Source organism: Nocardia sp. CDC153 (genome assembly GCF_035818515.1).
Lineage (GTDB): Bacteria > Actinomycetota > Actinomycetes > Mycobacteriales > Mycobacteriaceae > Nocardia.
Window position 1 is genome coordinate 55,441 of the sequence record NZ_JAYKYU010000007.1, and the last position, 24,692, is coordinate 80,132.

The following is a 24,692-nucleotide window of genomic DNA, read 5'->3' on the forward strand; positions in this document are numbered from 1 at the left end:
GTCAGAGAAGGCAACCCACTTTCATGAACACCTCTCTTTCGCGCGCCCTCGTCACCGCCACGGCCGCGTCCGGCCTGCTGCTGTCCGCGGCGGGCATCGCCGCCGCGCACGTGGTGGTGGACGCCCCGGGCGCGACCCAGGGCGGCTACGGCGTCGCCACCTTCCGGGTGCCGGACGAGTCCGACACCGCCTCCACCACCAAACTCACTGTCGCGCTGCCGAATCTGAAGAGCGCGCGCACCGAGCCGATCGCCGGGTGGACGGCCACCGTCGAGAAGAACGCCCAGGGCGACATCACCGCGGTCACCTGGACCGCCGCGCCGGGCAACCCGGGCATCGCCCCCGGCCAGTTCCAGCGCTTTCCGCTGTCCATCGGCCCGCTGCCCAAGCAGGACAAGGTCAGCTTCAACGCCACCCAGACCTATAGCGACGGCAAGGTCGTCGAGTGGAATCAGCCGATGAACGGCGACGGCTCCGAGCCCGAGCATCCGGCGCCGACGCTCACCCTGGCCAAGAGCAAGGGCGGCGATGACGACGCACCCGCCGCGGCCGACGCGGACACCTCCAACAAGGGCACCGACAACACCGCGCGCTGGCTCGGCGGCATCGGCCTGGCGCTGGGCGCGCTGGGTGCGGCCCTCGGTCTGGGCAGCGTGCTGCGGGGACGCCGGTCATGACCCGCAAGCTGCTGGCCGGTCTGGTGACCGGCCTGCTGGCCCTCGGATTCGCGCTACTGGGCGGCGGTGTCGCGAACGCGCACTCCGCGCCCATTTCGTCGAGCCCCGAGAACGGCTCCTCGATCGACACCTCGCCCGCGACGGTGAGCATCACGTTCAACGAGAACCTGCAGCCCGCCTACCCGTCCATGACGGTCACCGGTCCCGACAAGAACCTGTGGTCGAAGGGGCAGCCGAAGGTGGAGGGGCCGACCATCAGCATCGAGGTCGGTGAGCTGGGACCGGTCGGCGAATACACCATCGCCTATCGGGTCACCTCCGCCGACGGGCACCCCGTCAGCGGTAAGCGGACCTTCACGCTCACCAAGGCGGGCAATGGAACTCCGGGCCCCAAGGCCGACGCCAACGCCTCCTCCTCCGGCGGCTCCGACGGCGGCGGCGTGCCGCTGTGGGTGTTCATCGTGGGCGCGGTGGTGCTCTTCGGCGGTGGCCTGGCCTTCGCCCTGTTCGGCGGACGGGGCAAGCAGCGCAAGTGAATCGGCCCGACCGCACCGATCGTCGCCGAGAGCGCGGGACGACCGGCGGCAGCAGCTCACCGAGATGGCTACTGCTGCTGGTCATCCCGGTCGCCCTCGACGGTGCGGCACTGGCCTGGATCCTGGCCGGAAACGATCCGGTCCAGGCCGAGGCCCCGGTCCGGGTGCTGGCCGACTGCGCGGGCGCGGGCGTGCTCGGGCTGGCGGCGCTGCCGCGACTGTGGGACCGGTTGGCCCCGCGCTGGCGGCTGCTCACCCTGCTCGCCGCGGTCTGGGGGGCAATGGAATTCGGCATGCTGGTGCTGGAAGCGGCCGAGGTGCAAGGGGTCGCGGAACAGCGCATGAGCGCCGCGCAGTTCGGTGACTACCTCGCGCACGTGAGCGGCGGCCAGATCGGCATCGCCATTCTGCTCGGCTGCGGGGCCGTCACGGTCTACAGCGCCTTCGGTTTCCGCAATCCGGACCGCGCCACCGCGGATCTGGTGCTCGTGTTCACGGCCGTCACGCTGACGCTGCGGCCGATCACCGGGCACATGTCGCAGCAGACCCTCGGCTCGGTGCTGGCGGCGGTGCACGCGCTGGCCGCCGCGACCTGGTTCGGGGTGCTGCTGGCGCTGGCGCTGACCGTGCGCACCCGGGGCGAATGGGCGAACCTGCTGCCCCGGTACTCGAAGTGGGCGCTGCCGCTGGTGGTTACGGTGCTGTGCACCGGGGTGATCAACGGGCTGGTCCGGATCGGCGGTCTCACGCCGCTGGTGGAGTCCGGGTACGGGCGCATTCTGCTGGCGAAGACCGTGGTGCTGTGTCTGCTGGTCGCCACGGGCTGGTGGTGGCGGCGCACGTGGGTGCCCCGGGCCGCCGATCACCGGCTGACCGCGGACGCGTCACTGCGGCGGGCGATCGTGGAGATCCTGGTGATGGCGCTGGTCTTCGGGTTGGCCGGAACGCTGGCCATCACCGCCTGATAGATGGCATGCATCACAAGATCTGCGAATGAAATTGGAACCCGTTACTGTGGCGCGCATGACCGAAGTCAAGATCGTCGCAGACTGCGCCGCCTCGGCCGAATCCGCTTTCGCCTACGTCAACGATTACCGGCACCTGCCGAAATTCATCAATGAGATCAGCGCCTTCACGCCGCTGACCGATCAGGTCGAGGGTGTGGACGCCACCTTCGACGGCACCATCGCGCTGGGCCCGATCACCCTGCATTCGACCATCAAGATCGTGCGGCACGAGCCCGGGTACGCCATTGGCGTGAAGTCCATCAAGGGTTTCGAGATCGAATCCACCTTCCTCTTCCACGACAGGGGCGAGGAATCCTGCACCATCGACGCCATTGTCGACTACCGGGTGCCGGGCGGCATCGCGGGCAAGATCCTCGGCAAGACCATCGAGCCGTTCGTCAAGCTCGCCGTGAAGAGCTCGACCCACAACCTGGTCACCCAGGTCTCCGAGTTCCACACCGTCCGCACCAACGCCTAGCTTCCCCGGGGTCGCCAAAGCCGCCGACCCCCGCGTCCCCGGTTCCGGCCGTTCTTTCGCCGAAAATCGTTGTGGGCCTAGTTATGCCGAGACCGCGCGCTCGAATGCGCGCAGATCTGCCTCGGTCTGGCGGAACAGCCAGTAGTCGCCCAGGAACCCCAGCACGCCCACCACGCACAGGCCGTAGATCGGGATCAGGGCCAGCGAAACCTCCTCGGCGTTCAGGAAGATCAGGCTGGAGATGACGCCGATCAAGGGAATCGCCACGGCCACCGCCAGATAGCGAGTGCAGCGACGGCTCAGGGCGCGCAGCGCGTCTCGATCGCGGGCCGTCTCACCGTGGGTGAGCAGGCGCGGATAGAAGCAGCGCACCACGAAGAAGGTGACCACGAAGAACGGGTAGGCGACCGAGATCGCGCCCGAAACCAGCATGGTCGCAGCGATGTTCACAATGTGCCCGGGCGGCGCGCCGGTGAACACCACCAGTGCGATGGCCGACACCGCGGCCGCGAGCGCCCACCAGGAGAAGGCGACCAGGGCCACCCGGTCACCGTCCACGAGGGCGTCCCGGCGCGCACGTGAGAGCGCCACCGGATCGTAGACGCGACCGCGCCGCACCCCGCGCCAGACGATGAAGGCGCGGCGGCACAGATAGTTGGTCAGGACGACGGCGGCCGGAGTCGCGGTGAGCGCCAACAGATTTCCGACCACCTGCAATCGGGCCCGCTCCCCCGGCGAGAACCACAGCGCCCACAGCCCGTGATTGTGCAGGTTGACGTAGGCCATCCCGAGCAGGTCGCCCAGAAAGGTCGCCACCGTGATCAGGGCCAGCAGCGACCACGGGCCGACCCGGGCCCGCCAGCTGTGCTCCGGCGGATCCACCAGATCGCGGGCGCGCTGATCCAGGCACAATTCCAGCTGCTGCGCCAGGGCCGCGCCGGTCGGCCAGCGGTCCTCCCGGTCGGGGGCAAGGCATTTCAGCAGCACCCGGCGTAGCGTGGGCGGGCAGTCGGGCGGCAGGTCGTCGAGGTAACGGGGATCGATCGCGTGCCCGCGCAGTCGCAGCATGCGCTCCAGCGAGGACTCCGAATCGCCCGCGCGGTTCTCGTCGTCGAAGGGGCGACGGCCGGTGAGCAGTTCCCACAGCACCACGCCGAGCGCGTAGATGTCGCTGCGGCCGTCGAGACCCTCGGCGGTTTCCGGCAATTGGGGATGACAGGCCGCCAGCTGCTCGGGCGACATGTAGGCCAGGGAGCCGCCGAAGTAGGCCAGCGGACTGGTGCCCGCCACGTGCAGGCTGAAGCTGATGTTGAAGTCCGCCAATTTGGGGCTGCCGTCGGCGGTGAGCAGCACATTGGCGGGCTTGATGTCCCGGTGCAGCACCCCGTTGTCGGACGCGTAATCCAGGGCGCGGGCCAGCCGAGCGCCCAGCCACGCAACGGTTTCCGGCCAGGTCCGCTCCGCCACCGCGGTGCGGGTGAGCGATTCGCCGGGCACCAGCCCGCCCTTGTCGCGCATGGCCGCGTCCACGGCCTCCAGCAGCAGCCCGCCGTCGCGCTCCCCCGGTTCCCGGGAACGCACCAGCGCCAACACCTTCGACAGGGTGCCGCCCGGAAGGTACTGCATGTACAGCAGTTTCAGCTCCCGCTCGGCCAGCAGCCGCTGATCGAAGACCCGCACGATGTGCTCGTGGTCGAGCTGGGCCAGGGTCTCGGACTCGGTGCCGTGATTCTGCGAGATCTTCACCGCCACCAGGCGTTGCATGGACCGCTGCCGGGCCAGGAACACCCGCGCGAACGCGCCGCTGCCCAATTCCACCAGCAGATCGAAATCGTCCACCCGATCGCCGACCTCGATGCCCTCCAACGCGTGCTGGGCTTGCGGGCGGGCGAGCAAGGTACTGCGGTAATCGCGCTCGGCCCATTCGGTGGCGGCGGCCTCGGTCGGATAGCAGCTCACGTCCAGGGCGAAGCCGGAGCGGCGCAGCGCGTGGAACTCCTCGTAGGCCAGATCCGGGGGCAGTGGGCCGGAACGCAATTCGTCGAATTCGGCCCGATACTCGGCGAGCCGTTTGGGGAAGTCGTAGCGGATCCAGCGGTATTCCAGATCCACCTTGATCAGTTCGATGAGCGCGAGCCGCCGGATCTCCGGTGCGCGCGGCAGGAATTCGGCCAGCCGCGGCGGCGTGCCCGCGTCCTCCCAGGCGGCGGTGAATCTCGCGATCATCGACGCCAGCAGGGAGCGGGTCTCGTCGACGGCACCCGAGTCGATCGCCGGTTCCACCTTCATGTCCTCCCCCGACCTGGACTCATCGGGTGCCGTCAGTATGCGCCCGCGAATCCGACTGCACGGTTGATTGCCTCTTGTGGATAGATCGCCGAGCAAGCGCGGAGCGCATCGCGGAGACCGGACGCGGCCGGTCGCGGGCCACTAGAGTCGCGGTATGAGTGAGCAGTTTCCGGAACGGATCTGGGGTTCCCGCACGAGTCTGTTGGGCCGCACGGCCAGTTCGTTCGCCGCGACCAAGATCGGCTCCGCGGTCGTGCGCGCGCTGACCCCGCTGGATCGAAAGGTGCTGGAGCGCACCGCCTGCAAGTACACCGTGCTCGGCCCGATCGGCGCGCCGGTCATCCTGCTCACCACCGTCGGCCGCAAGTCCGGGCAGCCGCGCACCACGCCCCTGCTCTACGTCCACGACGGGGACACGCTGTATGTGATCGGCTCCAATTTCGGTCAGGCCCACCACCCGGCGTGGACCGCGAACCTGCTCGCCAATCCGGCCGCCGAGGTCACCATCGCGGGACAGCACATTCCGGTCACCGCCACCCAGGTCATCGACGAGGACCGCAAACGGGCGATCTTCGAACGCTTCGAGGAGACCACCGAGGCGTACACCGCGTACCGCAATCGCACCGCCCGTGACTTGCGGATATTCGCCCTGACAAGATAGATCGCGTGACCGAATCCGCAGATACCATCGCGACTGCCGACCTAGCCGACGAGATCGGCCCCGAGATCCGCAGCTGCGACACCCAGTTCATCCAGTTCGGTGGCCGCGAAACGTTCTCCGGCCGCATCGTGACCATCAAGACGTTCCAGGACAACCTGCTGGTCAAGCAGACCCTCGGGACGCCCGGCGAGGGGCGCGTGCTGGTCGTGGACGGCGGCGCGAGCGTGCACACCGCGCTGGTCGGCGACATCATCGCGGGACGCGGCGTGGACAACGGCTGGGCCGGTGTCATCGTCAACGGCGCGGTCCGCGACTCGGCCATCCTGCGCACCCTGCCCATCGGCATCAAGGCGCTGGGCACCAACCCGCGCAAGAGCACCCAGATCGAGGGCAATGCCGAGAAGGACGTGCCGGTCGAATTCGGCGGCGTCACCTTCGTGCCCGGCGAGATGCTCTACAGCGATCACGACGGTGTCGTGGTCCGCAGCGAGGACTGAGAGAACTCTCGGGAAGTTCTCAGCGGCTGAAGGTGATCAACACCCAGAATGGGAACCCGTGTGCCTTCAGCCGCTGGTGACCCGGGCCTTGTGTCCGGCCAACGCCACCACATCCCCGGCGTGTAGCTGTCGCCCGCGGCGCAGCTCCACCTCGTCGTTGACGCGTACCAGGCCCTGGGCGATCACCGTTTTGGCTTCCGAACCGGAATCGATGAGGTTCGCCAGCTTCAGGAACTGGCCGAGTCGAATGACATCGTCCTCGATCGGGACATCGACTGGATCCGACATGGGGTACATCCTTACCCGCGGCCGCCCCGAGACCAAACGCCGCCCCCACCACCAGCCGCACCACCGCGGCGATCACCACTTGCCGCACCGCGGCGACGAGACACGAACCGGGTTCTGAGTGCACATGGGCAACGGCAACATTCACACTGGTGCGGTGACTTCCACGCAGGACCGGCCGCAGCACGACTCCGACCCGAGACCGGAGCCGCGGTCGCCGGAGGTCCCGCATCGCGGGCACGGCCGCCTGCGCGAGCTCCCGCACCTCGCGGGCACCGCGCTGGGCGTCTTCTCCGTGCTCTGCTTCGCCTGGTCGATCTCTCCGGGCCTACGCTTCCTGACCTCGCACTTACGCCACTTCGTCGACACCTACTACTTCGACGCACCCGACACCTCGCTGGTGTGGGCGCTGGTGGTGGGGCTGCTGGCGGGCGCGACCGCGAGCCGCAAGCGCATCGCCTGGTGGCTGCTGGTCGGCTACATGGCGGCCTTCGCCCTGGCCAACGCCCTCGACTTCGCCTCCGAGGGCGACGTCAACGCCTTGGTGGCGTTGATCATTCACCTGCTGGTGATCGGCGTGCTCATCGCGTCGTGGTCGGAGTTCTACACCCACGTCCAGCGCGGCGCGGTGTGGCGCGCGCTCGGCGTCCTGGTGGGCGGGCTCACGCTGGGCTGCCTGGTCGGCTGGGGTCTGGTCGAGCTGTTCCCGCACACCCTGCCCGATCACACCGAACGCGCCCTGTGGGCGGTGTCGCGGGTGACCGGCGCGATCCTGGTCTCCAACGACGACTTCGACGGGCGCGCGCCGCATCCGGTGAACCTGCTGCTCGGACTGTTCGGCGCGATCGCACTGCTGGCCGCCGTGATCACGCTGTTCCGCTCGCAGCGCTCCTCCAACGCGCTGACCGGACTCGACGAATCCGCCATTCGCGGGCTGCTGGAACGCTCCGACGTCGAGGACTCGCTGGGCTACTTCGCCACCCGACGCGACAAGGCCGTGGTCTTCGCGCCCAACGGCAAGGCGGCGCTGACCTACCGCGTCGAACTCGGCGTCTGCCTGGCCTCGGGCGACCCGATCGGGCAGAAGGAGTCCTGGCCGCATGCCATCGACGCCTGGCTGCGGCTGGCCGACCAATACGGTTGGGCCCCGGCCGTCATGGGCGCGAGCGAACTCGGCGCGACCGCCTACCGGCGGGCCGGACTCTCGGCGCTGCGCCTGGGCGACGAGGCCATCCTCGAGACCCGCAACTTCTCCCTCGCGGGCGCGGAGATGAAACCGGTCCGCCAGGCCGCCAACCGACTCGCCAAGCAGGGCATCACGGTTCGCGTGCGCCGCCACAAGGAGATCTCCGCCGAGGAGATGCAGGACGTCATGCGCCGCGCCGCCGCCTGGCGCGACACCGAGACCGAACGCGGCTTCTCCATGGCGCTGGACCGACTCGGCGATCCGCTCGACGGCGACTGCCTGCTGGTCGAGGCCGTCGCCCCGAACGGGCAGGTGCTCGGCATGCTGTCGCTGGTGCCGTGGGGCCGCACCGGCGTCTCCCTGGACCTCATGCGCCGCGACCGCACCGGCCCCAACGGGCTCATGGAACTGATGATCTCGCGGCTGGCGCTGAACTCCGACCAGTACGGCATCACCCGAATCTCGTTGAACTTCGCGGTCTTCCGCGCGGTCTTCGAGGAGGGCGGCCGCATCGGCGCGGGACCCGTGCTGCGCCTGTGGCGCGGCGTGCTCATGTTCTTCTCCCGCTGGTACCAGCTCGAGGCGCTGTACCGCTCGAACGTGAAATACCAGCCCGAATGGGTGCCGCGCTTCTCGCTGTTCGAGGAACGCCGCCACCTGCTGCGGGTGGCCGTGGCCAGCGCCCTGGCCGAGGGCTTCCTGCCCCGCATCGGCCGCGACCACGACGCCTCCGCGCACACCGGTCTGCGACCGTCGGTGCCGCCCACCATGACCGGGCTGCACGCCGACGGCAGCACCCCCGACCTGCCGCCCGAGGAACTCGAGGAAACCGGCCCGCGCCGCCCCGAACAGGTGCGGGTGCGCATGGACAAGCTGGAGAAACTCCAGGAATCCGGCGTCGAGGCCTACCCGGTGGCCTACCCGCCCACCCACACGGTGGACGCCGCGCGCCACTCCCCGCAGGGCACCACGGTGCGAGTCTGCGGGCGGCTGTTGCGGATTCGCGATTACGGCGGCGTCATCTTCGCCGTGCTGCGCGACTGGTCCGGCGACATCCAGCTGCTCATCGACCGCGGCCGGGTGGGCGCGGACCGCAGCCGGGAGTTCACCGAGTACTTCGACCTCGGCGATCTCATCGAGGTGAGCGGTCAGATCGGGCGCAGCCGCCGCGGCGAACTGTCGCTGCTGGCGCAGGACTGGCGGATGATCGGCAAATGCCTGCACCCGCTGCCGGACAAGTGGAAGGGTCTGGCCGACCCGGAAGCCCGAGTGCGCCAACGGTATGTCGACATGGCCATCAACACCGACATCCGCGAGGTGATGACCAAGCGCAGCGCCGTGGTGCGCTCGCTGCGGGACACGTTGCACGGCTGGGGATTCCTCGAGGTCGAGACACCGGTGCTGCAGCAGGTGCACGGCGGGGCCAACGCCACCCCGTTCACCACCCACATCAACGCCTACGACCTGGACCTGTACCTGCGCATCGCGCCCGAGCTGTACCTCAAGCGACTGTGCGTGGGCGGCATGGAGAAGGTCTTCGAACTCGGCCGCGTCTTCCGCAACGAGGGCGTCGACTACAGCCACAATCCCGAGTTCACCATCCTGGAAGCCTATGAGGCGCACAGCGATTACGAGCGCATGATGCACGCCTGCCGCCAGCTCATCCAGGAGGCCGCGCTCGCCGCCAACGGCAAGATGGTGGCGCTGCGGCCGGGACCCGACGGCGGCGTCGTCGAGGTGGACATCTCCGGCGACTGGCCGGTCAAGACCGTGCACGGGGCCGTGTCCGACGCCATCGGCGAGACCATCACCCCCGAGACCGACGCCGAACGACTGCGGCTGCTGTGCGAGAAGGCGGGCGTGCCGTTCCAATTGGGCTGGGACGAAGGGCAACTCGTGCTCGAGATGTACGAGCACCTCGTCGAGTCGGCGACCCAGGAACCCACCTTCTACATCGACTTCCCCACCTCCGTCTCCCCGCTCACCCGCGCCCACCGCCACGTCCGGGGCGTCACCGAGCGCTGGGACCTGGTGGCCTGGGGCGTCGAATTGGCCACCGCCTACAGCGAATTGACCGATCCGGTGGAGCAGCGCCGCCGCCTCACCGAACAGTCCATGCTGGCCGCGGGCGGCGACCCGGAGGCCATGGAACTCGACGAGGACTTCCTGCAGGCCCTCGAACACGCCATGCCGCCCACCGGCGGTCTCGGCGTCGGCGTGGACCGGGTGGTCATGCTGCTGATCGGGCGCAGCATTCGCGAAACCCTGCCGTTCCCGCTGGTGAAACCCCGCAACGCGGCCCCGTGATCGGGTCCGTGATTACGGGCAAGACCGGGGAAAACCCTGATTGCCGGGACCGAATCGCCAGCTAATCTGGGATTCGGCCCGGCGACGGGCACACCGGACGATTGGGGGAATCCCATGCACTACGTAGATCTCATGACCCAGGCCACGCTGCTGGACCATCACGTGTGGACCCATCCGGACACCTGGAACGCCGCGCTCGAGAACACCGCGGCCCGGCGCTCCAGCGGCCGACGCGGCATGGGCTTCTTCGGCTTCCTCGGGGTCTGCTGCATCGGCATCGTGATCCTGGTGCTGGGCATCGTCTATCTGATGCGCCGCCGCAACAACTGACCCCGGCGGGCCGGTGCGGGCGGGGTACGGCACAGTGGTGCTGTGCAGTTGATCCTCGTCCGCCATGCCCAGCCGGAACGCCTCGTGGGATCCAGCGGCCCGGCCGACCCGGATCTCACCGCCCTCGGCGTCGAGCAGGCGGGCCGTGTCCCCGCCGCCCTGGCCCAGCACCGGATCGCGCGGATCGTGAGCAGCCCGCAGCTGCGGGCGCGCGAAACCGCCCGGCCCACCGCGGAGAAGCTGGGGCTCGACGTCGAAATCCGCGACGGGCTGGCCGAATACGATCGCGACCTGCCCCTGTACATCCCGATCGAGGACGCCCAGCGGGAATTCCGCGCGACCTACGAGCGCATCAAGGCCGGATACCTGCCCGAGCAGATCGACGGCGACGCCTTCGTGCGCCGCGTGTACGCCGCCGTCGACGACATTGTCGCGGCCGCCGATCCCGGCGAGACCGTGGTGGTGTTCGCGCACGGCGGCGTGATCAACGTGCTGCTGCAGGACGTGCTCGGCCTGGCCCGGCCGCTCACCTTTCCCATCGACTACTGCTCGATCACCCGAATCCTGTACTCGCGCACCGGCACCCGCACCGCGGCCACCATCAACGAGAACGGGCACGTCTGGGACCTGCTGCCGCGCGCGCAACGCCCGCGAACCTGAGCCACGGCCCCTACCGACAGCCGCTCCCGCTTCGAAGCACATCCCCCAAAGCTCTTGGGAAACACCAACTTCTCACTTCTCGCACCGAGGGCCGCTCCCGTCAGGGAGCGGCCCTCGAGATCAAGAGTCCTTCTTACGCGTTGGTGGCGATCCAGTTGTGCATCCAGGTGAGCGCGGTCTGGCCGCCGCCGACCTGGTAGCTGCCGTAGCTGGTGTGGGTGCCGCTGCGGTAGAACTGCTCGAGCTGGTGGGCGTACTCGCTGTCGGTGCCCTCGGCCAGTTGCGCCTGCAACGTCGGCAGACCGCCCTGGGCCATCAGGTCGTTGATGATCGACCCGAGCTGCAGCTGGGTCTGCCAGGGGTTGAAGTTGTTCGGGTTGCTGGCCTGCGCCAGGAAGCCCGCGAAACGGGTGACGAAGTCGGTCTGCTCGGTGGAGCAGTACAGGTCGCCGATGGCGCACACGGTGCGCACCTTGTCGCTGACCCAGCCGAAGCCGCCGACGCGCGGCCCGGCCGCACCCGTACCGGGGGCGATCGCGCCGATCTGGGCGTCGCTGGGGGAACGGCTCGGATCGGAGATCAGCGCCACGGCCGCGATGCGATCCGGCGGGACCACACCGTGGCCCGTGCCGATCTCGGCGGCGAGGTCACCGGCCGCGTGGGCGCCCTGGCTGTAGCCGGTGATGGCGATCTTGGTTCCCGGGCACCGCTCGCCCATGGCCTGGACCAGGCCGCGGGCATTGTCGACGGCTTCCTTCTTGGACTCGGCGTAAACCGCGCCCTCCCAAGGGAAGGCGCGGGCCGCGTAGGTCACATAGTCGACCTCACCGGGCAAGCCATTGGTTACCGCGGCCAGCATGCCGGGCTTGGGGTCCTGGTCGTGACCGGTTTCCCAGGTGCCCGGAATGGCCACCGTGTAGAGGGACGGGCACCCGGCCCCCGGGTCGGCCGTAACGGGACCGCTGCCCAGGACGATTCCCGACATGAGCACGCTCGCCGCTGCCCCCGCAGCCGCGACAACATTCTTCAACCGCATACTGCTCCAGTTCACGCTTTGTGCCGGGACCTCTTGCTCGTCCCGATTCCCGATCATGGTGCGGTCGCCGGATGACAGTCCGGTGCACTGTGGGTTAACCCAGGTAACCGCCCCGTATGAGCTGACTGAAACAGACCGGTTGACGAGATCGGCGACACACCGCCGACAAGCATAAAGGGGCCTATGCAGGCGTGCCATACGAGTTCGCGAACTCGTCCGATTTCCGGATCGAAGTTCGTCTCCCGGCCAACTTCCGGCACTCAGTTCTGCAATGCCGCCTCGAGCGTCGGCCAGGACCGATGCAGGGCGTCCTGCCAGTACGGCCACGAATGCGTTCCGGCGGGCCGGAATTCGATGTCGGCGGGAATACCGAGCTCGTTCAGGCGGTCGGCGAGGCGATGCGTGCAGCCATTGGTGGCGGCCTCGATGGTGCCGCCCAGCAGCAGCCGATCGACCAGCGTCGCCGGACGCCCGGCGATCGTCGGCGAGTCGAAGGCGTCGAACTCCCCGGGCAGCCCGGTCGAGGTGGAGATGAACAGCGCCTTGCCGCGCAATCCCTCGGCATTGAGCACCGCGTCGTGCTCCTGCCAGGCCGGGTCGTCGGGCTCGCCCCACATATTGCGCATATCGGCGTCACCGCGGTCGAGGACCTGCTTGATGTACTGGCGGCTGGTCTGGTCGGCGGTGGACGCGCATCCGCTGTAGGAACCGACCGCCCGATACAGATCCGGGGCGTGAATGGCCAGATCCAGTGCGGCACTGGCGGACATGGAGACGCCCGCTATCGCGTTCGCCCCCGAGGTGTGCAATGTCGAATCGATGATCGGCGGCAGCTCCCGGGTCAGGAAGGTCTGCCATTTATAGCGCCCGAGTTTCGGATCGTCGCGCTCCCAATCGGTGTAATACGAGAATTTCCCGCCGACCGGGGATATCACGTTCACATTCTTGTCGGCGAAGAATTGCACGATATCGGTCTGCCGATACCAGGTGGCCGAATCCTCGCCGCCGCCAGCGCCATTGAGCAGATAGAGCGTGGGCCGCGGTGCGCTGTTGTCGAACGGGGTGATCACCTGGAGGGTGATCTCCCGGTCCATCGCGGCGGAATAGACCGTGAACTGCTCCTGCCGCTGACCGGGCCGATCGATCGAAACCAGGTGTGCTCCGGCGGAATCCGCCGTGGCCGTACCGACGTTCCCCGGCATGGCCGACATCGCGAGCGAGAGCGCGATCGCCGAAATCGCGGCGAGCGCCGGGAGTCTACGGGTGAACATCGGTGCGGATTTCCTATCGATCACATCGGCCCGGTGGCGAATCAGCTGCCCAGAGCCTTCTTGATGGCGTCGCCCAGAATGGTGCTGAGCGAACCGGTCGAGCTGAGCTGACCGTCGGCCGAGCCGAGCCCGTTGTTGTTGAGGCTGCCCAGCGCGTCCTCGCCGACGGTGTTGGCGCGGGCGGTGAAGCAGGCGGTCAGGTTCGGCAGCTCATTGCTGACGCCGACCGTGCCCGCGACCCCGATGCCACCGCTGGTGACCTGCTGGCCGGGCGAGTACGTGGTGGGCACCGGGTAGGTGATGGTGTAGGTCAACGGATTTCCGGAGTTCACGAACCAGCCCGTATTGGTGACCTTCCAGCCGCCGGCGTTCGGCTCGGGGGTGACGCTCTCGGTCTTCTCGCCGAGCGCGGCGTGGTAGGCGGTGATGGACGCGCTGACCGGTGCCGCGGTAATGCCCGCGGGCGGGAAGTCGGTGATGGTGTTGACGTACGGATTGCCGATGCCCGTGGTGCCGATGACGATCTTGTAGGTCACGGTGGTGCCGACGCCGATCGAGTCCAGATTGGCGGACTTGTCGTAGGTCATCGTGATGCCCAGCGTGCTGATGTCGTTCTTGGTGGCGTGCGAGCTGATGGCACAGGTCCCATCCGCGGACGCGACTCCGGTTTCCAGAGTGGTGACGCTCAGGCCCGCGCAGACCAGAGCGGCGGCGCTGATGATCGCGGCCGCGCGGCGGTTACCGAACATATTTCTCCTCCAAGTGTCCCGGCAGGTTCTCGGGACCGATCCAGACTTACCGAGCGCTGCGGACGACTCGGAGGTGGATTCCACACGGGGAGTAAGTAAACAGGTGTAACTGGGCTGCTGTCCAGGTTTTCGGAAAACTACTGACTAGTTCTTATTTCACATGCGTTTCGGGCATGAGAAAAGCGCCCCCGGACCGAAGTCCGGGGGCGCCCTTGGGATTTCGACTCAGCGCTGACTCACCTATCGACTCTGCGCTGGCTGACCTATCGACTCAGCGCTGGGCGACCATGGTCGGGGTGATCGGCGACGGCAGCGCCGTCTCACCCTCGAGGTACTTGTCCACCGCGGCGGCCGCGGCGCGACCCTCGGCGATGGCCCACACGATGAGCGACTGGCCGCGGCCCATGTCACCGGCGACGAAGACGCCGGGAACCGTGGTGGCCCAGTCCTTGTCGCGCATGACATTGCCGCGCTGGTCGTAGCCCACGCCCAGACCCTCGAGCAGACCGTTCTTCTGCGGTCCGACGAAGCCCATGGCCAGCAGCACCAGATCGGCCTCGAGGGTGAAGTCGGTGCCCTCGACCTTCTCGAAGCGACCGTTCACCATGGTCACCTCGTGCGCCTGCAGCCCGGTGACCTTGCCGTCGGCACCGATGAAACGCTCGGTGTTGACGGAGAACACGCGCTCGCCGCCCTCCTCGTGGGCCGAGGAGACGCGGTACATGAGCGGGTAGGTCGGCCACGGGGTGGACGCGGCGCGCTCCTCCGGCGGACGCGGCATGATCTCGAACTGGTGGACCGAGGCCGCACCCTGGCGGTGCGAGGTGCCCAGGCAGTCCGCGCCGGTGTCACCGCCACCGATGATGACGACCTTCTTGCCGCGCGCGTTGATGCGCGGCAGGCCGTTCTCGTCGGTGATCGGGTCGCCCAGCTGCACCCGGTTGGCCAGCGGCAGGAACTCCATGGCCTGGTGGATGCCGTCCAGATCGCGGCCCGGGATGGGCAGGTCGCGCGCGATGGTCGCGCCACCGGCCAGCACGACCGCGTCGAACTGCTCGCGCAGCTGCTCGGCGGTGATGTCCACGCCCACGTTCACGCCGGTCTTGAAGATGGTGCCCTCGCCCTCCATCTGCGCCAGGCGGCGGTCGATGAAACGCTTCTCCATCTTGAATTCCGGGATGCCGTAGCGCAGCAGGCCGCCGATGCGGTCGTCACGCTCGAACACGGTCACGGTGTGGCCCGCGCGGGTCAGCTGCTGGGCGGCGGCCAGACCGGCAGGTCCGGAACCGACCACGGCGACGCGCTTGCCGGTGAGCCGGGTCGGGTAGACCGGGGTCACCCAGCCCTCGTCGAAACCGTTCTCGATGATCTCGACCTCGACCTGCTTGATGGTCACCGGATCCTGGTTGATGCCCAGGACGCAGGACGCCTCGCACGGAGCCGGGCACAGGCGGCCGGTGAACTCCGGGAAGTTGTTGGTCGCGTGCAGGCGGTCGAAGCCTTCCTTCCACGCGCCCTTGTACACCAGGTCGTTCCACTCGGGAATCAGGTTCCCGAGCGGGCAGCCGTTGTGGCAGAACGGAATACCGCAGTCCATGCAGCGGCTGGCCTGGGTCTGGAGGGTCTCGTGGGAGAACTTCTCCTCGTAGACCTCTTTCCAGTCCAGCAGGCGAAGCGGTACCGGACGGCGCTTCGGCAGTTCCCGGCTGGTGTGCTTCAGGAAGCCTTGTGCGTCACCCATTTACGTACTCCTGGTTAGTGCAGTGGAGGTCAGCCACGAGCGGCCTCCATGATGGCTTCGTCCACGTTCCGTCCGGCCTTCTCGGCCTCGGAGATGGCGAGCAGGACCTTCTTGTAGTCGCGCGGCATGACCTTGACGAACTTGGTCACCTGCTGGGCCCAGTCGCCCAGGATGGCCTCCGCCACGGCCGAACCGGTCTCCTCGCGGTGCTGCGCGACGGTGTCCTTGAGCCACTGCGCGTCCTCGGCCGAGAGCTGCTCGATATCGACCAGTTCGGTATTGAGGTTGGCCTCGAAGGTGCCGTTCGGGTTGTAGACGAACGCGATACCGCCCGACATGCCGGCGCCGAAGTTGCGGCCGGTCTCGCCGAGGATGACCACGCGACCGCCGGTCATGTACTCGCAGGCGTGGTCGCCCACACCCTCGACCACCGCGGTGGCGCCGGAGTTGCGGACGCTGAAGCGCTCGCCCGCGACACCGCGAATGAACGCCTGGCCGCTGGTGGCGCCGAACAGGATCACGTTGCCCGCGATGATGTTCTGCTCCGCCACATAGGCCGCGGGCGCGTCGGTCGACGGGCGCACGATGATGCGGCCACCCGAAAGACCCTTGCCCACATAGTCGTTGGCGTCGCCGAAGACCCGCAGGGTGATACCGGCCGGGACGAACGCACCGAACGAGTTACCGGCGGAACCGGTGAACGTGATGTCGATGGTGTTGTCCGGCAGGCCGACTCCGCCGTAGAGCTTGGTGACCTCGTGGCCGAGCATGGTGCCGACCGTGCGGTTCACGTTGGTGATCTTGGTTTCGATCTTGACCGGCTTGCCGCGCTCCAGCGCGTCCGCGGCCGAGGCGATGAGCTGGTTGTCCAGCGCCTTGTCCAGGCCGTGGTCCTGGTCCTTGGTGCGGCGGCGGTCCTGGAACATGAACGCGGTCTCGACGTCGTCCAGAATGGGCGACAGGTCGAGCTTGGCGGCCTTCCAGTGCGCCTTGGCGGCGGTGGTGTCGAGCAGGTCGACCCGGCCGATGGCCTCGTCGAGGGTGCGCAGACCCAGCGACGCCAGCAGCTCGCGGACCTCCTCGGCGATGTAGAGCATGAAGTTCTCGACGAACTCCGGCTTGCCGGTGAAACGCTCACGCAGCACCGGGTTCTGGGTCGCGACGCCGACCGGGCAGGTGTCGAGGTGGCAGACGCGCATCATGATGCAGCCCGAAACCACCAGCGGAGCGGTCGCGAAACCGTACTCCTCGGCACCCAGCAGCGCGGCGATCATGACGTCGCGGCCGGTCTTCATCTGACCGTCGACCTGCACCACGATGCGGTCGCGCAGACCGTTGAGCAGCAGGGTCTGCTGGGTCTCGGCCAGGCCGAGCTCCCAGGGGCCGCCCGCGTGCTTGAGCGAGGTCAGCGGGGAGGCACCGGTGCCACCGTCGTGACCCGAGATCAGCACGACGTCCGCGTGCGCCTTGGAGACACCCGCGGCGACGGTGCCGACGCCGGGCTCCGCGACCAGTTTCACGTGAATCCGCGCCTGCGGGTTCGCGTTCTTCAGGTCGTGGATCAGCTGCGCCAGATCCTCGATCGAGTAGATGTCGTGGTGCGGCGGCGGCGAGATCAGACCGACGCCGGGCGTCGAGTGCCGGACCTCGGCGACCCACGGGTACACCTTGTGGGCCGGAAGCTGGCCGCCCTCACCGGGCTTGGCGCCCTGCGCCATCTTGATCTGGATGTCGGTGCAGTTGGTCAGGTAGTGCGCGGTCACACCGAAGCGACCCGAGGCCACCTGCTTGATCGCGGACCGACGCCAGTCGCCGTTCTCCTCCGGCTCGAAGCGCGCCGGATGCTCGCCGCCCTCACCGGAATTCGAGCGACCGCCGAGGCGGTTCATCGCGATGGCGAGGGTCTCGTGCGCCTCGGCCGAGATCGAGCCGTAGGACATCGCGCCCGTGGAGAAGCGCTTCACGATCTCCGACGCGGGCTCGACCTCGTCGATCGGAATCGGGTTGCGGCCCTCGGACTTGAACTTGAACAGGCCGCGCAGCGAGGCCAAGCGCTCCGACTGATCGTCGACGAGCTTGGTGTACTCCTTGAAGACCTTGTACTGGCCCGAGCGGGTGGCGTGCTGCAGCTTGAACACCGTGTCCGGGTTGAACAGGTGGTACTCGCCCTCACGACGCCACTGGTACTCGCCGCCGACCTCGAGCTCGCGGTGCGCGCGCTCATTGCGGTTCTCCAGGAACGCGATTCGATGCCGCTGCGCGACCTCGTCGGCGATGTCGTCCAGGCCGATGCCGTCCAGCGGCGAGCGCAGACCCGTGAAGTACTCGTCGACGAGCTCCTGCGCCAGGCCGACGACCTGGAACAGCTGCGCACCCCGGTAGGAGGCGATGGTGGAGATGCCCATCTTGGACATCACCTTCAGCACACCCTTGCCCGCGGCCTTGTTGTAGTTGTAGACGGCCTTCTTGTAGTCGGCCGCGAGATCGCCGGTGCTGCCCGGCATCTTCAGCGCGCCGCGCTCGAGCATGTCCTCGATGGACTCGAAGGCCATGTACGGGTTGATGGCCGCCGCGCCGAAGCCGACCAGCATGGCCATGTGGTGCACCTCGCGGGCGTCACCGGCCTCGACCACCAGACCGACCTTGGTGCGGGTCCGCTCGCGCACCAGGTGGTGGTGCACCGCGGCGGTCAGCAGCAGCGACGGGATCGGGGCCAGCTTCTCGTTCGACTCGCGGTCGGACAGCACGATGATGCGCGCGCCGCCGTCGATCGCGGCCGACACCTGGCGCTGCACGGCCTCGATGGCCTTGCGCAGCCCCTTGCCGCCCTTCTTCACGGGGTAGAGGCCGTGCACCACAACCGAACGCAGGTCGGGACGCGACCCGTCGTCGTTGATGTGGATGAGCTTGGACAGCTCGTCGTTGTCCAGGATCGGCTGGGTCAGGGTGATCTGACGACAGGACTCCGGGCCCGGGTTCAGCAGGTCGGCCTCCGGGCCGATCATGCTGCGCAGCGAGGTGACGACCTCTTCGCGGATGGCGTCCAGCGGCGGGTTGGTGACCTGCGCGAACAGCTGCGAGAAGTAGTCGAACAGCAGGCGCGGACGCGAGGACAGCACCGCGATCGGGGTGTCGGTGCCCATCGAGCCGAGCGCCTCGCCACCGGTCTGCGCCATCGGCGAGACCAGCAGGTTCAGCTCCTCGGTGGTGTACCCGAAGATCTGCTGGCGGATCAGCACGCGGTCGTGCGACATGTGCACGTGCGGGCGGTCGGGCAGATCGCTCAGCTTGATCGGGCCCTCGTCCAGCCACTGCTGGTACGGGAACTCGGTGGCCAGCGACTGCTTGACCTCGTCATCGGAGATGATGCGGCCCTGCGAGGTGTCGACCAGGAACATGTGGCCGGGCTGCAGGCGCTTCTTGTAGACGACCTTGGCCGGATCGATGTCGAGCACGCCGACCTCGGAGGCCAGCACGACCAGACCGTCCTCGGTCACCCAGATGCGGCCGGGGCGCAAGCCGTTTCGGTCCAGCACCGCGCCGACGACCGTGCCGTCGGTGAAGCACACCGAGGCCGGGCCGTCCCAGGGCTCCATGAGGAAGGAGTGGTAGCGGTAGAACGCGCGCTGCTCCGGGCTCATGGACTCGTGGCGCTCCCACGCCTCCGGAATCATCATGAGCACGGCGTGCGGCAGACTGCGGCCACCCAGGTGCAGCAGCTCGAGCACCTCGTCGAAGCGCGCGGTGTCCGATGCGCCCGGGGTGCAGACCGGGAAGATCTTCTCCAGGCGGTTGTTGCCCTCGGAGTCGGTGCCGAACACGTCGGAGTTCAGCAGCGCCTCGCGAGCGCGCATCCAGTTCTCGTTGCCGGAGACGGTGTTGATCTCGCCGTTGTGGGCGACGCGCCGGAAGGGGTGCGCCAGCGGCCACGACGGGAAGGTGTTGGTGGAGAAGCGCGAGTGCACGATGCCCAGCGCCGACTCGACCCGGTCGTCCTGCAGGTCCAGGTAGAAGGCCCGCAGCTGCGGGGTGGTGAACATGCCCTTGTAGACGAAGGTCTCACCGGACAGGCTCGGGAAGTAGACCGATTCCTTGCCGGTCGCACCCTCACCGGCGCCCGCCTTGCCGAGCTCGTGCTCGACCCGCTTGCGGATGACGTAGGCGCGCCGCTCCAGGTCCATGCCGGACAGCTGCTCGGCGGAGTCCTTGGGCGAGGCGATGAAGATCTGCCGGAAGGTCGGCATGGCGTCGCGCGAGAGCGCGCCCAGCGACGACTCGTCGATCGGGACCTCGCGCCAGCCGAGGACCTCGAGGCCCTCCTCGCGCACGATCTTCTCCACGCCGTAACCCGCGCGGGCGGCCTCGCGGCGGGCCTGCGGGAGGAACGCGATACCCGTGGCGTACGAACCTTCGGCGGGGAGCTCGAAGTCGACGACAGCACGGAAGAACTTGTCCGGGAGCTGGATCAGAATGCCCGCGCCGTCACCCGAGTTGGGTTCGGCACCGGCAGCGCCACGGTGCTCCAGGTTCAGCAATGCCGTAATAGCCTTGTCGACGATGTCGCGGCTGCGGCGGCCGTGCATGTCGACGACGAAAGCGACACCGCAGGCGTCGTGTTCATTCGCCGGGTCATAGAGCCCGATGGAACGGTGACCGTAGCCGGCACCGCCGGCGGGGGACCCGTGGCCAGGAAGTTGCGTCATGCCTCTGCCTTCACAAAAAACAGGCCTTCGAAGAAAAAGGGCCTTCGTCGAACGCCTCCGGTAGGGACTGCGCCCGGACGTTTCGGAGACCAGCGGCGCTGATGGTCACTCCGTGCAGTCAACTTTGCAGTTGTCGACCCGCTTCGATTACCTAGTCGGGTGCTCGGTGGTAACGGAACTCTTACGCGTTCGCCACACACCGCGCCGTTCTCGCCCGCTAGGCTGAGCACCGATCGGGCCTCTGACCGTATGGGGAGTTGTGCCGAATTTGTGTAGTTCGGCGTAAGAGCAAACGATAAGTCAGGACTGGAGCCCAACCAACTTAGGTTGCACTAATTCCAGCTTCTAGCTGGGCTTCTTCATCGGTCCTCCAACACACGCGCGTTCTCCAGTGTAAAGCAGGGGTGCACGCGCGTTTCAGTTGAGTTCACCACTGCATCGCACGCGCGCGAGGACCACCGATGACCGCTCCGACGCAGCTCCGGACGGCCTCTCACCTGCAATGGAACAGATTTCCCCACAATGGGATCCGGCAAACCGGGCGTTAGGCGGCTAACTTTCCGGACAAGTTCCGTCGCCGCGGCGGCCGTCGAGGCGACATGACCGCGCTACCTGCCGACCGTACGGAATTTTTCCTGAATGTGGGATTCAGCACACGCTCAGCAAACCGTAAAAGCGCCTGCGGGCGGCATTTTCGGTCCCATTCGAGCCGGTCCGAGCGTGATCAACACCACGTCATACGCCCGAAACGCGCCACTGTGAGCCTGGCCACATCCCAGCCGCCGCGGTCGATGGAACCGCGCCGGGCCTGTCACGCTGAGACAACGAATCAGCGACGGTTCAGCGATAGCACGGCGCGAAGCCGAATCACTTGGGACTTAAAGGGATGTGAGTTCCCATGACTGAGAAAGCCGCCGGACTCGGCGCGCTGCTGGTCTGGCTGGGCGGGGCACAGCCGCGACTCACCGATCGGGACGAACGCGGGGGCTATACGGTCACCGGCGCGGTGGTGGCGCTGTTCGCGATCACCGCGGGCGTGGTCACGGCCGTGGCCGTGGGCGCGGCGAAGTGGCCCTTCCTCGCCCTGCTGGCGGTCGCGCTCATCGCGACCCTGCTGGTCGGGGCCGTCGGCCGGGCGCTGGCCACCGCCGCGACCCCGAATCGGCACGAAAACCGCCGAGCCGTGGCCGAATTCACGGGTCGCATCGCGGTGGCGGTGCTGGCCGGTGTGGTGATCGCCGAATTGGCCGCCACCGTGGTGTTCTCGGGCACCGTCGACCGCCTGCTCGACGAAACCGCCCAGCGCACCGTGGAATCCGCGCCCGCCGTGGTCACCGCGCGCACCGAGTTCGATCAGGCCAAGGCCGATCGCACGGCCTTGGACCAGCAGATCGTCAAGGCCCAGGCCGATGTCGCCACCGCGTTGAAAATCGCGCGCTGCGAATACAACCCGAGCCAGGACTGCGTCGGCATCCCGACCACGGGCGTGCCCGGGCGCGGACCCGAGGAACGCACCGCCAACCAGATGCTCGACGACGCCCGCGCCCAACTGACCGCGGCGCAGGCCAAGGTGGACGGGCTCGACGCCAAGGTCACCGAGAAGGACAAGGCCCTCGCCACCGCCCGCAAGGACGCCTACACCGAGGGCGACCGCGGACTCGGCGCGCGCTGGGTGGCCATGAACGACTACACGAGCGGGCACGCCGGACCGCTGGCGCTGCGCCTCGCGCTGGCCGTGCTCATGACCGTGCTCGCCCTGCTGCCGCTGCTGCTGCGCTGGTGGCGGGGCGAAACCGCCTTCGACCGCGGCGTCGCGGTCCGCACCACCACCGACCGCATCGACCAGGCCGCCACCACCGCCATCGCCGTCAAACAGGCCGAAGTGCGGGTGGAGACCGAAAACCTGCGCGCCGAACAACAACTCACCGCCGCGCGCCTGGCCGCGCACGCCGACACCGCCATCGACCGGGAACGGCAGCGCACCCGCATCATCGCCGCCATCGGCAATCTCGAGATCGGCATCACCGAACCCGCGCAGCGCGCGGTCGCCGAATTCGACAGTGCCACCAGACATGAACTCCCGGCCGCGGCCGGGGACCGAAAGGACAGCACCGTGTCCCAGGAGGGGAACGTGACACAGTCGCCGAATCTGCCCGCCCCGCTGACGTCCGGGGCGCTGGCCCCGCTGCCGCCCGGCGGCGCGCTCGCGCCGCACACCCCGGTCGCCCAGCCCGCGACCGCGAACAAGGGTGGGGGCCTGGAGCTTCCGATCATCGGCACCGTGCCCTTCACCGATACCGCGGCCCGCTGGATCCGGCCGCTGGTCCCGTCCTTCGTGGCCAATGCCATCGACACCGCCACGCACCCGCTGCGCACGGTGCGGCAGGCCTTCGAGGAGGCCGAGGAGATCACCTTCACGCTGCGCCGCACCCGCAAGGTGACGGTGGATTCCCAGGATTCGGCGCAGCCGCAACAGGTTTACGCGCCGCCGCAGTACGGGTACCAGCTGCCGCCGGGCGCACCGCAGCACGCGCAGCGCGTGGCCTCGACCGTGGTGGATCAGCCCTACGCCCAATACCCCTCGTATCAGGCGCTGCACCAGGGCCAGGTGGTCGAGCCGGGCCACCCGCTGCCCGCCGGGCCGCGGCAGGACGCGCTGCCGGGTCGCCACGACCCGGAACTGGACTACCGCAGCCCGCGCGAACTGCCGCCCGGCAAGGACGATTAGGACCGTTTCCGGGTGGCCGCGCGGTAGGCGATCACCGCGGTCAGCAGCAGGATGGCCGCCGTGGACGTGGCCGCCAGGTGAATGCCGCTGACGAAGGCGGAGTGCGCCGAGCCCAACAGCTCACCGGCCGCGGGTTGCGGTAGGGCACGGGCGGTTTCGACCGCGCCACCCAGCGACTCGCGCGCCGCGTCCGCCTGGGTGGACGGCACGTGCGACAGGTCCAGGCCGTGGCGGAAGGCCGCCATGACGGCACTGCCCAAGACCGCCACACCCAGGGCGATACCGGTCTCCATGGCCGTCTCGGAGATGGCGGCGGCATTGCCCGCGCGGGCCTCGGGCGCGGTGCTCACGATCATGTCGGAGGACACCGTGAGCGCCACACCCTCGCCCAGACCGATCAGCAGGAAGCCCACCACGAACGGCACGACCGAGCCCTGCGGATCGGTGGGTAGCAGCCAGTAGAGCGTCGCACCGGCCGCGACCGTCACCAGCGCACCCGCCAAAACCGTTGCCGGACGCCACCATCGGACCAGCCAGGCCGCGGCGAGCGCGCCCAGCATGGAGCCGATCGTGCCCGGAATCAGCAGCAGACCGGCCTCCAGCGGCGACTTGCCCAACACCAGCTGCAGGTACTGCGAACCGAAGAACAGCACACCGGCCAGGGCGAACACCGACAGCAGGTTGGTGAACACGGCGGCCCGGAACAGCGGCATTCGGAACAGGTCGAGATCGATCAGCGGGGCCGCGAGCCCGCGCTGACGGCGCACGAACACCACACCCGAGAGCACGCCGACGGCGGCGATGAACACCAGGTTCAGGCTCGGGCCGTGGGCCGCGAATTCCTTGACCGCGTACACGATCGGGATCAGGGCCAGCATCGACAGACCCGCGCTGATCAGGTCGAAACGTCCCGGGTTCGGGTCTCGCGACTCCGGCACCAGGACCGGGGCCAGTACCAGCAGCAGCGCCATGACCGGCAGGTTCACCAGGAACACCGAGCCCCACCAGAAGTGCTCGAGCATCCAGCCGCCCAGCAGCGGACCGAAGGCCGCACCGGAGGCGGCCATCGCGCCCCAGACCGAAATGGCGAGGGTGCGCTGGCGCGCGTCGGCGAACATGGATCGGATCAGGCCCAGCGTGGCGGGCATCAGGGTCGCACCGGCGACACCCTGCAGAACACGTGCGGCAATGAGCATTTCGGGATTGACCGCCCAGGCCGCGAGCGCCGAGGCGGCGGCGAAACCGGCCGCGCCGATGAGCAGCAGGCGGCGCCGGCCGATGCGGTCGCCGAGGGTGCCCATGGTGACCAGCAGGCCCGCGAGCACGAACGAGTAGACGTCGATGATCCACAGCAGCTGCGGTGTGGTGGGGGCGAGGTCCGAGGTAATCGACGGGACCGCGAGGTCGAGCACGGTGGCGTCGACGGCGATCAGCAGCAGGGCGAGCGCGAGGACACCGAGCCCGGCCCAATCCCTGGGCCGGGCCTTCGGTGCGGGCGCACTGCGCCGGTCGAGGGTCACGGGGGTTCCGGAACGTGCGGTGGTGGTCATC

Annotated in this window: 18 protein-coding genes; 10 read left to right on the top strand and 8 right to left on the bottom strand. The window is 68.3% G+C overall.

All coding sequences use genetic code 11. From position 1 onward, the window contains the following. Positions 1 to 23: 23 nt before the first annotated feature. The 4 genes from VMT65_RS33480 to VMT65_RS33495 are packed head-to-tail and all read left to right on the top strand — an operon-like array spanning position 24 to position 2,698. Positions 24 to 677 (top strand): YcnI family copper-binding membrane protein, encoded by a 654-nt coding sequence (locus VMT65_RS33480; protein WP_326312683.1) that lies wholly within the window; start codon positions 24 to 26, stop codon positions 675 to 677. After that, complete coding sequence (locus VMT65_RS33485) at positions 674 to 1,213, top strand: copper resistance CopC family protein (protein ID WP_326312684.1); 540 nt, start codon at positions 674 to 676, stop codon at positions 1,211 to 1,213. The genes VMT65_RS33480 and VMT65_RS33485 overlap by 4 nt, the downstream gene beginning before the upstream one ends. Next, entirely contained in the window at positions 1,210 to 2,178 is a 969-nt protein-coding gene (locus VMT65_RS33490) for a copper resistance D family protein (protein WP_326312685.1), read from the top strand. The genes VMT65_RS33485 and VMT65_RS33490 overlap by 4 nt, the downstream gene beginning before the upstream one ends. A gap of 58 nt (positions 2,179 to 2,236) precedes the next feature. Further along, positions 2,237 to 2,698 (top strand): SRPBCC family protein, encoded by a 462-nt coding sequence (locus VMT65_RS33495; protein WP_326312686.1) that lies wholly within the window; start codon positions 2,237 to 2,239, stop codon positions 2,696 to 2,698. 81 nt (positions 2,699 to 2,779) lie between these two features. Here VMT65_RS33495 and VMT65_RS33500 read toward each other — a convergent pair whose 3' ends face one another. After that, positions 2,780 to 4,987, bottom strand: a complete 2,208-nt coding sequence (locus VMT65_RS33500; RefSeq protein ID WP_326312687.1) for a serine/threonine-protein kinase — start codon at positions 4,985 to 4,987, stop codon at positions 2,780 to 2,782. A 154-nt stretch (positions 4,988 to 5,141) separates the two neighbouring features. Between VMT65_RS33500 and VMT65_RS33505 the strand changes: the two genes are divergently transcribed. Then, positions 5,142 to 5,648: a nitroreductase/quinone reductase family protein gene (locus VMT65_RS33505; protein ID WP_326312688.1), complete on the top strand. Its 507-nt coding sequence runs from the start codon at positions 5,142 to 5,144 to the stop codon at positions 5,646 to 5,648. Between the two features lie 5 nt (positions 5,649 to 5,653). Further along, positions 5,654 to 6,145, top strand: coding sequence for a ribonuclease E activity regulator RraA (gene rraA / locus VMT65_RS33510; RefSeq protein ID WP_326312689.1), 492 nt, complete (start codon positions 5,654 to 5,656; stop codon positions 6,143 to 6,145). A gap of 66 nt (positions 6,146 to 6,211) precedes the next feature. On the opposite strand, the gene VMT65_RS33515 is transcribed toward rraA, so the two are convergent. Next, entirely contained in the window at positions 6,212 to 6,433 is a 222-nt protein-coding gene (locus tag VMT65_RS33515; protein ID WP_040802261.1) for an RNA-binding S4 domain-containing protein, read from the bottom strand. Between the two features lie 154 nt (positions 6,434 to 6,587). Between VMT65_RS33515 and lysX the strand changes: the two genes are divergently transcribed. The 3 genes from lysX (at position 6,588) to VMT65_RS33530 (ending at position 10,913) form a co-directional block, all read left to right on the top strand. After that, entirely contained in the window at positions 6,588 to 9,923 is a 3,336-nt protein-coding gene (lysX, locus tag VMT65_RS33520) for a bifunctional lysylphosphatidylglycerol synthetase/lysine--tRNA ligase LysX (protein WP_442790350.1), read from the top strand. A gap of 114 nt (positions 9,924 to 10,037) precedes the next feature. After that, on the top strand, positions 10,038 to 10,253 hold the full coding sequence (locus VMT65_RS33525) for a hypothetical protein (protein ID WP_326312690.1): 216 nt from the start codon (positions 10,038 to 10,040) through the stop codon (positions 10,251 to 10,253). Positions 10,254 to 10,295: 42 nt separating this feature from the next. Then, a complete protein-coding gene (locus VMT65_RS33530; protein WP_326312691.1) occupies positions 10,296 to 10,913 on the top strand; it encodes a histidine phosphatase family protein in 618 nt (205 codons plus the stop codon). Between the two features lie 133 nt (positions 10,914 to 11,046). Here the strand turns inward: VMT65_RS33530 and VMT65_RS33535 are convergent, their stop codons facing one another. The 5 genes from VMT65_RS33535 to gltB form a co-directional block, all read right to left on the bottom strand. Next, entirely contained in the window at positions 11,047 to 11,898 is an 852-nt protein-coding gene (locus VMT65_RS33535) for a cutinase family protein (protein ID WP_326312692.1), read from the bottom strand. 311 nt (positions 11,899 to 12,209) lie between these two features. Continuing rightward, a complete protein-coding gene (locus tag VMT65_RS33540; RefSeq protein ID WP_442790351.1) occupies positions 12,210 to 13,220 on the bottom strand; it encodes an alpha/beta hydrolase in 1,011 nt (336 codons plus the stop codon). Between the two features lie 41 nt (positions 13,221 to 13,261). Beyond that, positions 13,262 to 13,969, bottom strand: coding sequence for a hypothetical protein (locus tag VMT65_RS33545; protein ID WP_326312693.1), 708 nt, complete (start codon positions 13,967 to 13,969; stop codon positions 13,262 to 13,264). Positions 13,970 to 14,240: 271 nt separating this feature from the next. Beyond that, entirely contained in the window at positions 14,241 to 15,710 is a 1,470-nt protein-coding gene (locus VMT65_RS33550; RefSeq protein ID WP_326312694.1) for a glutamate synthase subunit beta, read from the bottom strand. A gap of 29 nt (positions 15,711 to 15,739) precedes the next feature. After that, positions 15,740 to 20,413 (bottom strand): glutamate synthase large subunit, encoded by a 4,674-nt coding sequence (gene gltB / locus VMT65_RS33555; RefSeq protein ID WP_326312695.1) that lies wholly within the window; start codon positions 20,411 to 20,413, stop codon positions 15,740 to 15,742. 898 nt (positions 20,414 to 21,311) lie between these two features. On the opposite strand from gltB, the gene VMT65_RS33560 reads away from it, so the two are divergent. Then, entirely contained in the window at positions 21,312 to 23,141 is a 1,830-nt protein-coding gene (locus tag VMT65_RS33560) for a DUF4407 domain-containing protein (protein ID WP_326312696.1), read from the top strand. Here the strand turns inward: VMT65_RS33560 and VMT65_RS33565 are convergent. Further along, complete coding sequence (locus VMT65_RS33565; protein WP_326312697.1) at positions 23,138 to 24,691, bottom strand: MFS transporter; 1,554 nt, start codon at positions 24,689 to 24,691, stop codon at positions 23,138 to 23,140. The two genes, VMT65_RS33560 and VMT65_RS33565, sit on opposite strands and share 4 nt — an antisense overlap. Position 24,692 lies beyond the last annotated feature (1 nt).

Coding starts and splice junctions, on each gene's coding strand:
- VMT65_RS33495 (WP_326312686.1), top strand. CDS start 2,237: ATGACCGAAGTCAAGATCGTCGCAGACTGCGCCGCCTCGGCCGAATCC.
- VMT65_RS33560 (WP_326312696.1), top strand. CDS start 21,312: ATGACTGAGAAAGCCGCCGGACTCGGCGCGCTGCTGGTCTGGCTGGGC.
- VMT65_RS33500 (WP_326312687.1), bottom strand. CDS start 4,987: ATGAAGGTGGAACCGGCGATCGACTCGGGTGCCGTCGACGAGACCCGC.
- VMT65_RS33540 (WP_442790351.1), bottom strand. CDS start 13,220: ATGTTCACCCGTAGACTCCCGGCGCTCGCCGCGATTTCGGCGATCGCG.
- VMT65_RS33525 (WP_326312690.1), top strand. CDS start 10,038: ATGCACTACGTAGATCTCATGACCCAGGCCACGCTGCTGGACCATCAC.
- VMT65_RS33545 (WP_326312693.1), bottom strand. CDS start 13,969: ATGTTCGGTAACCGCCGCGCGGCCGCGATCATCAGCGCCGCCGCTCTG.
- VMT65_RS33535 (WP_326312692.1), bottom strand. CDS start 11,898: ATGTCGGGAATCGTCCTGGGCAGCGGTCCCGTTACGGCCGACCCGGGG.
- VMT65_RS33485 (WP_326312684.1), top strand. CDS start 674: ATGACCCGCAAGCTGCTGGCCGGTCTGGTGACCGGCCTGCTGGCCCTC.
- VMT65_RS33550 (WP_326312694.1), bottom strand. CDS start 15,710: ATGGGTGACGCACAAGGCTTCCTGAAGCACACCAGCCGGGAACTGCCG.
- VMT65_RS33565 (WP_326312697.1), bottom strand. CDS start 24,691: ATGACCACCACCGCACGTTCCGGAACCCCCGTGACCCTCGACCGGCGC.
- VMT65_RS33505 (WP_326312688.1), top strand. CDS start 5,142: ATGAGTGAGCAGTTTCCGGAACGGATCTGGGGTTCCCGCACGAGTCTG.
- VMT65_RS33480 (WP_326312683.1), top strand. CDS start 24: ATGAACACCTCTCTTTCGCGCGCCCTCGTCACCGCCACGGCCGCGTCC.
- gltB (WP_326312695.1), bottom strand. CDS start 20,413: ATGACGCAACTTCCTGGCCACGGGTCCCCCGCCGGCGGTGCCGGCTAC.
- VMT65_RS33515 (WP_040802261.1), bottom strand. CDS start 6,433: ATGTCGGATCCAGTCGATGTCCCGATCGAGGACGATGTCATTCGACTC.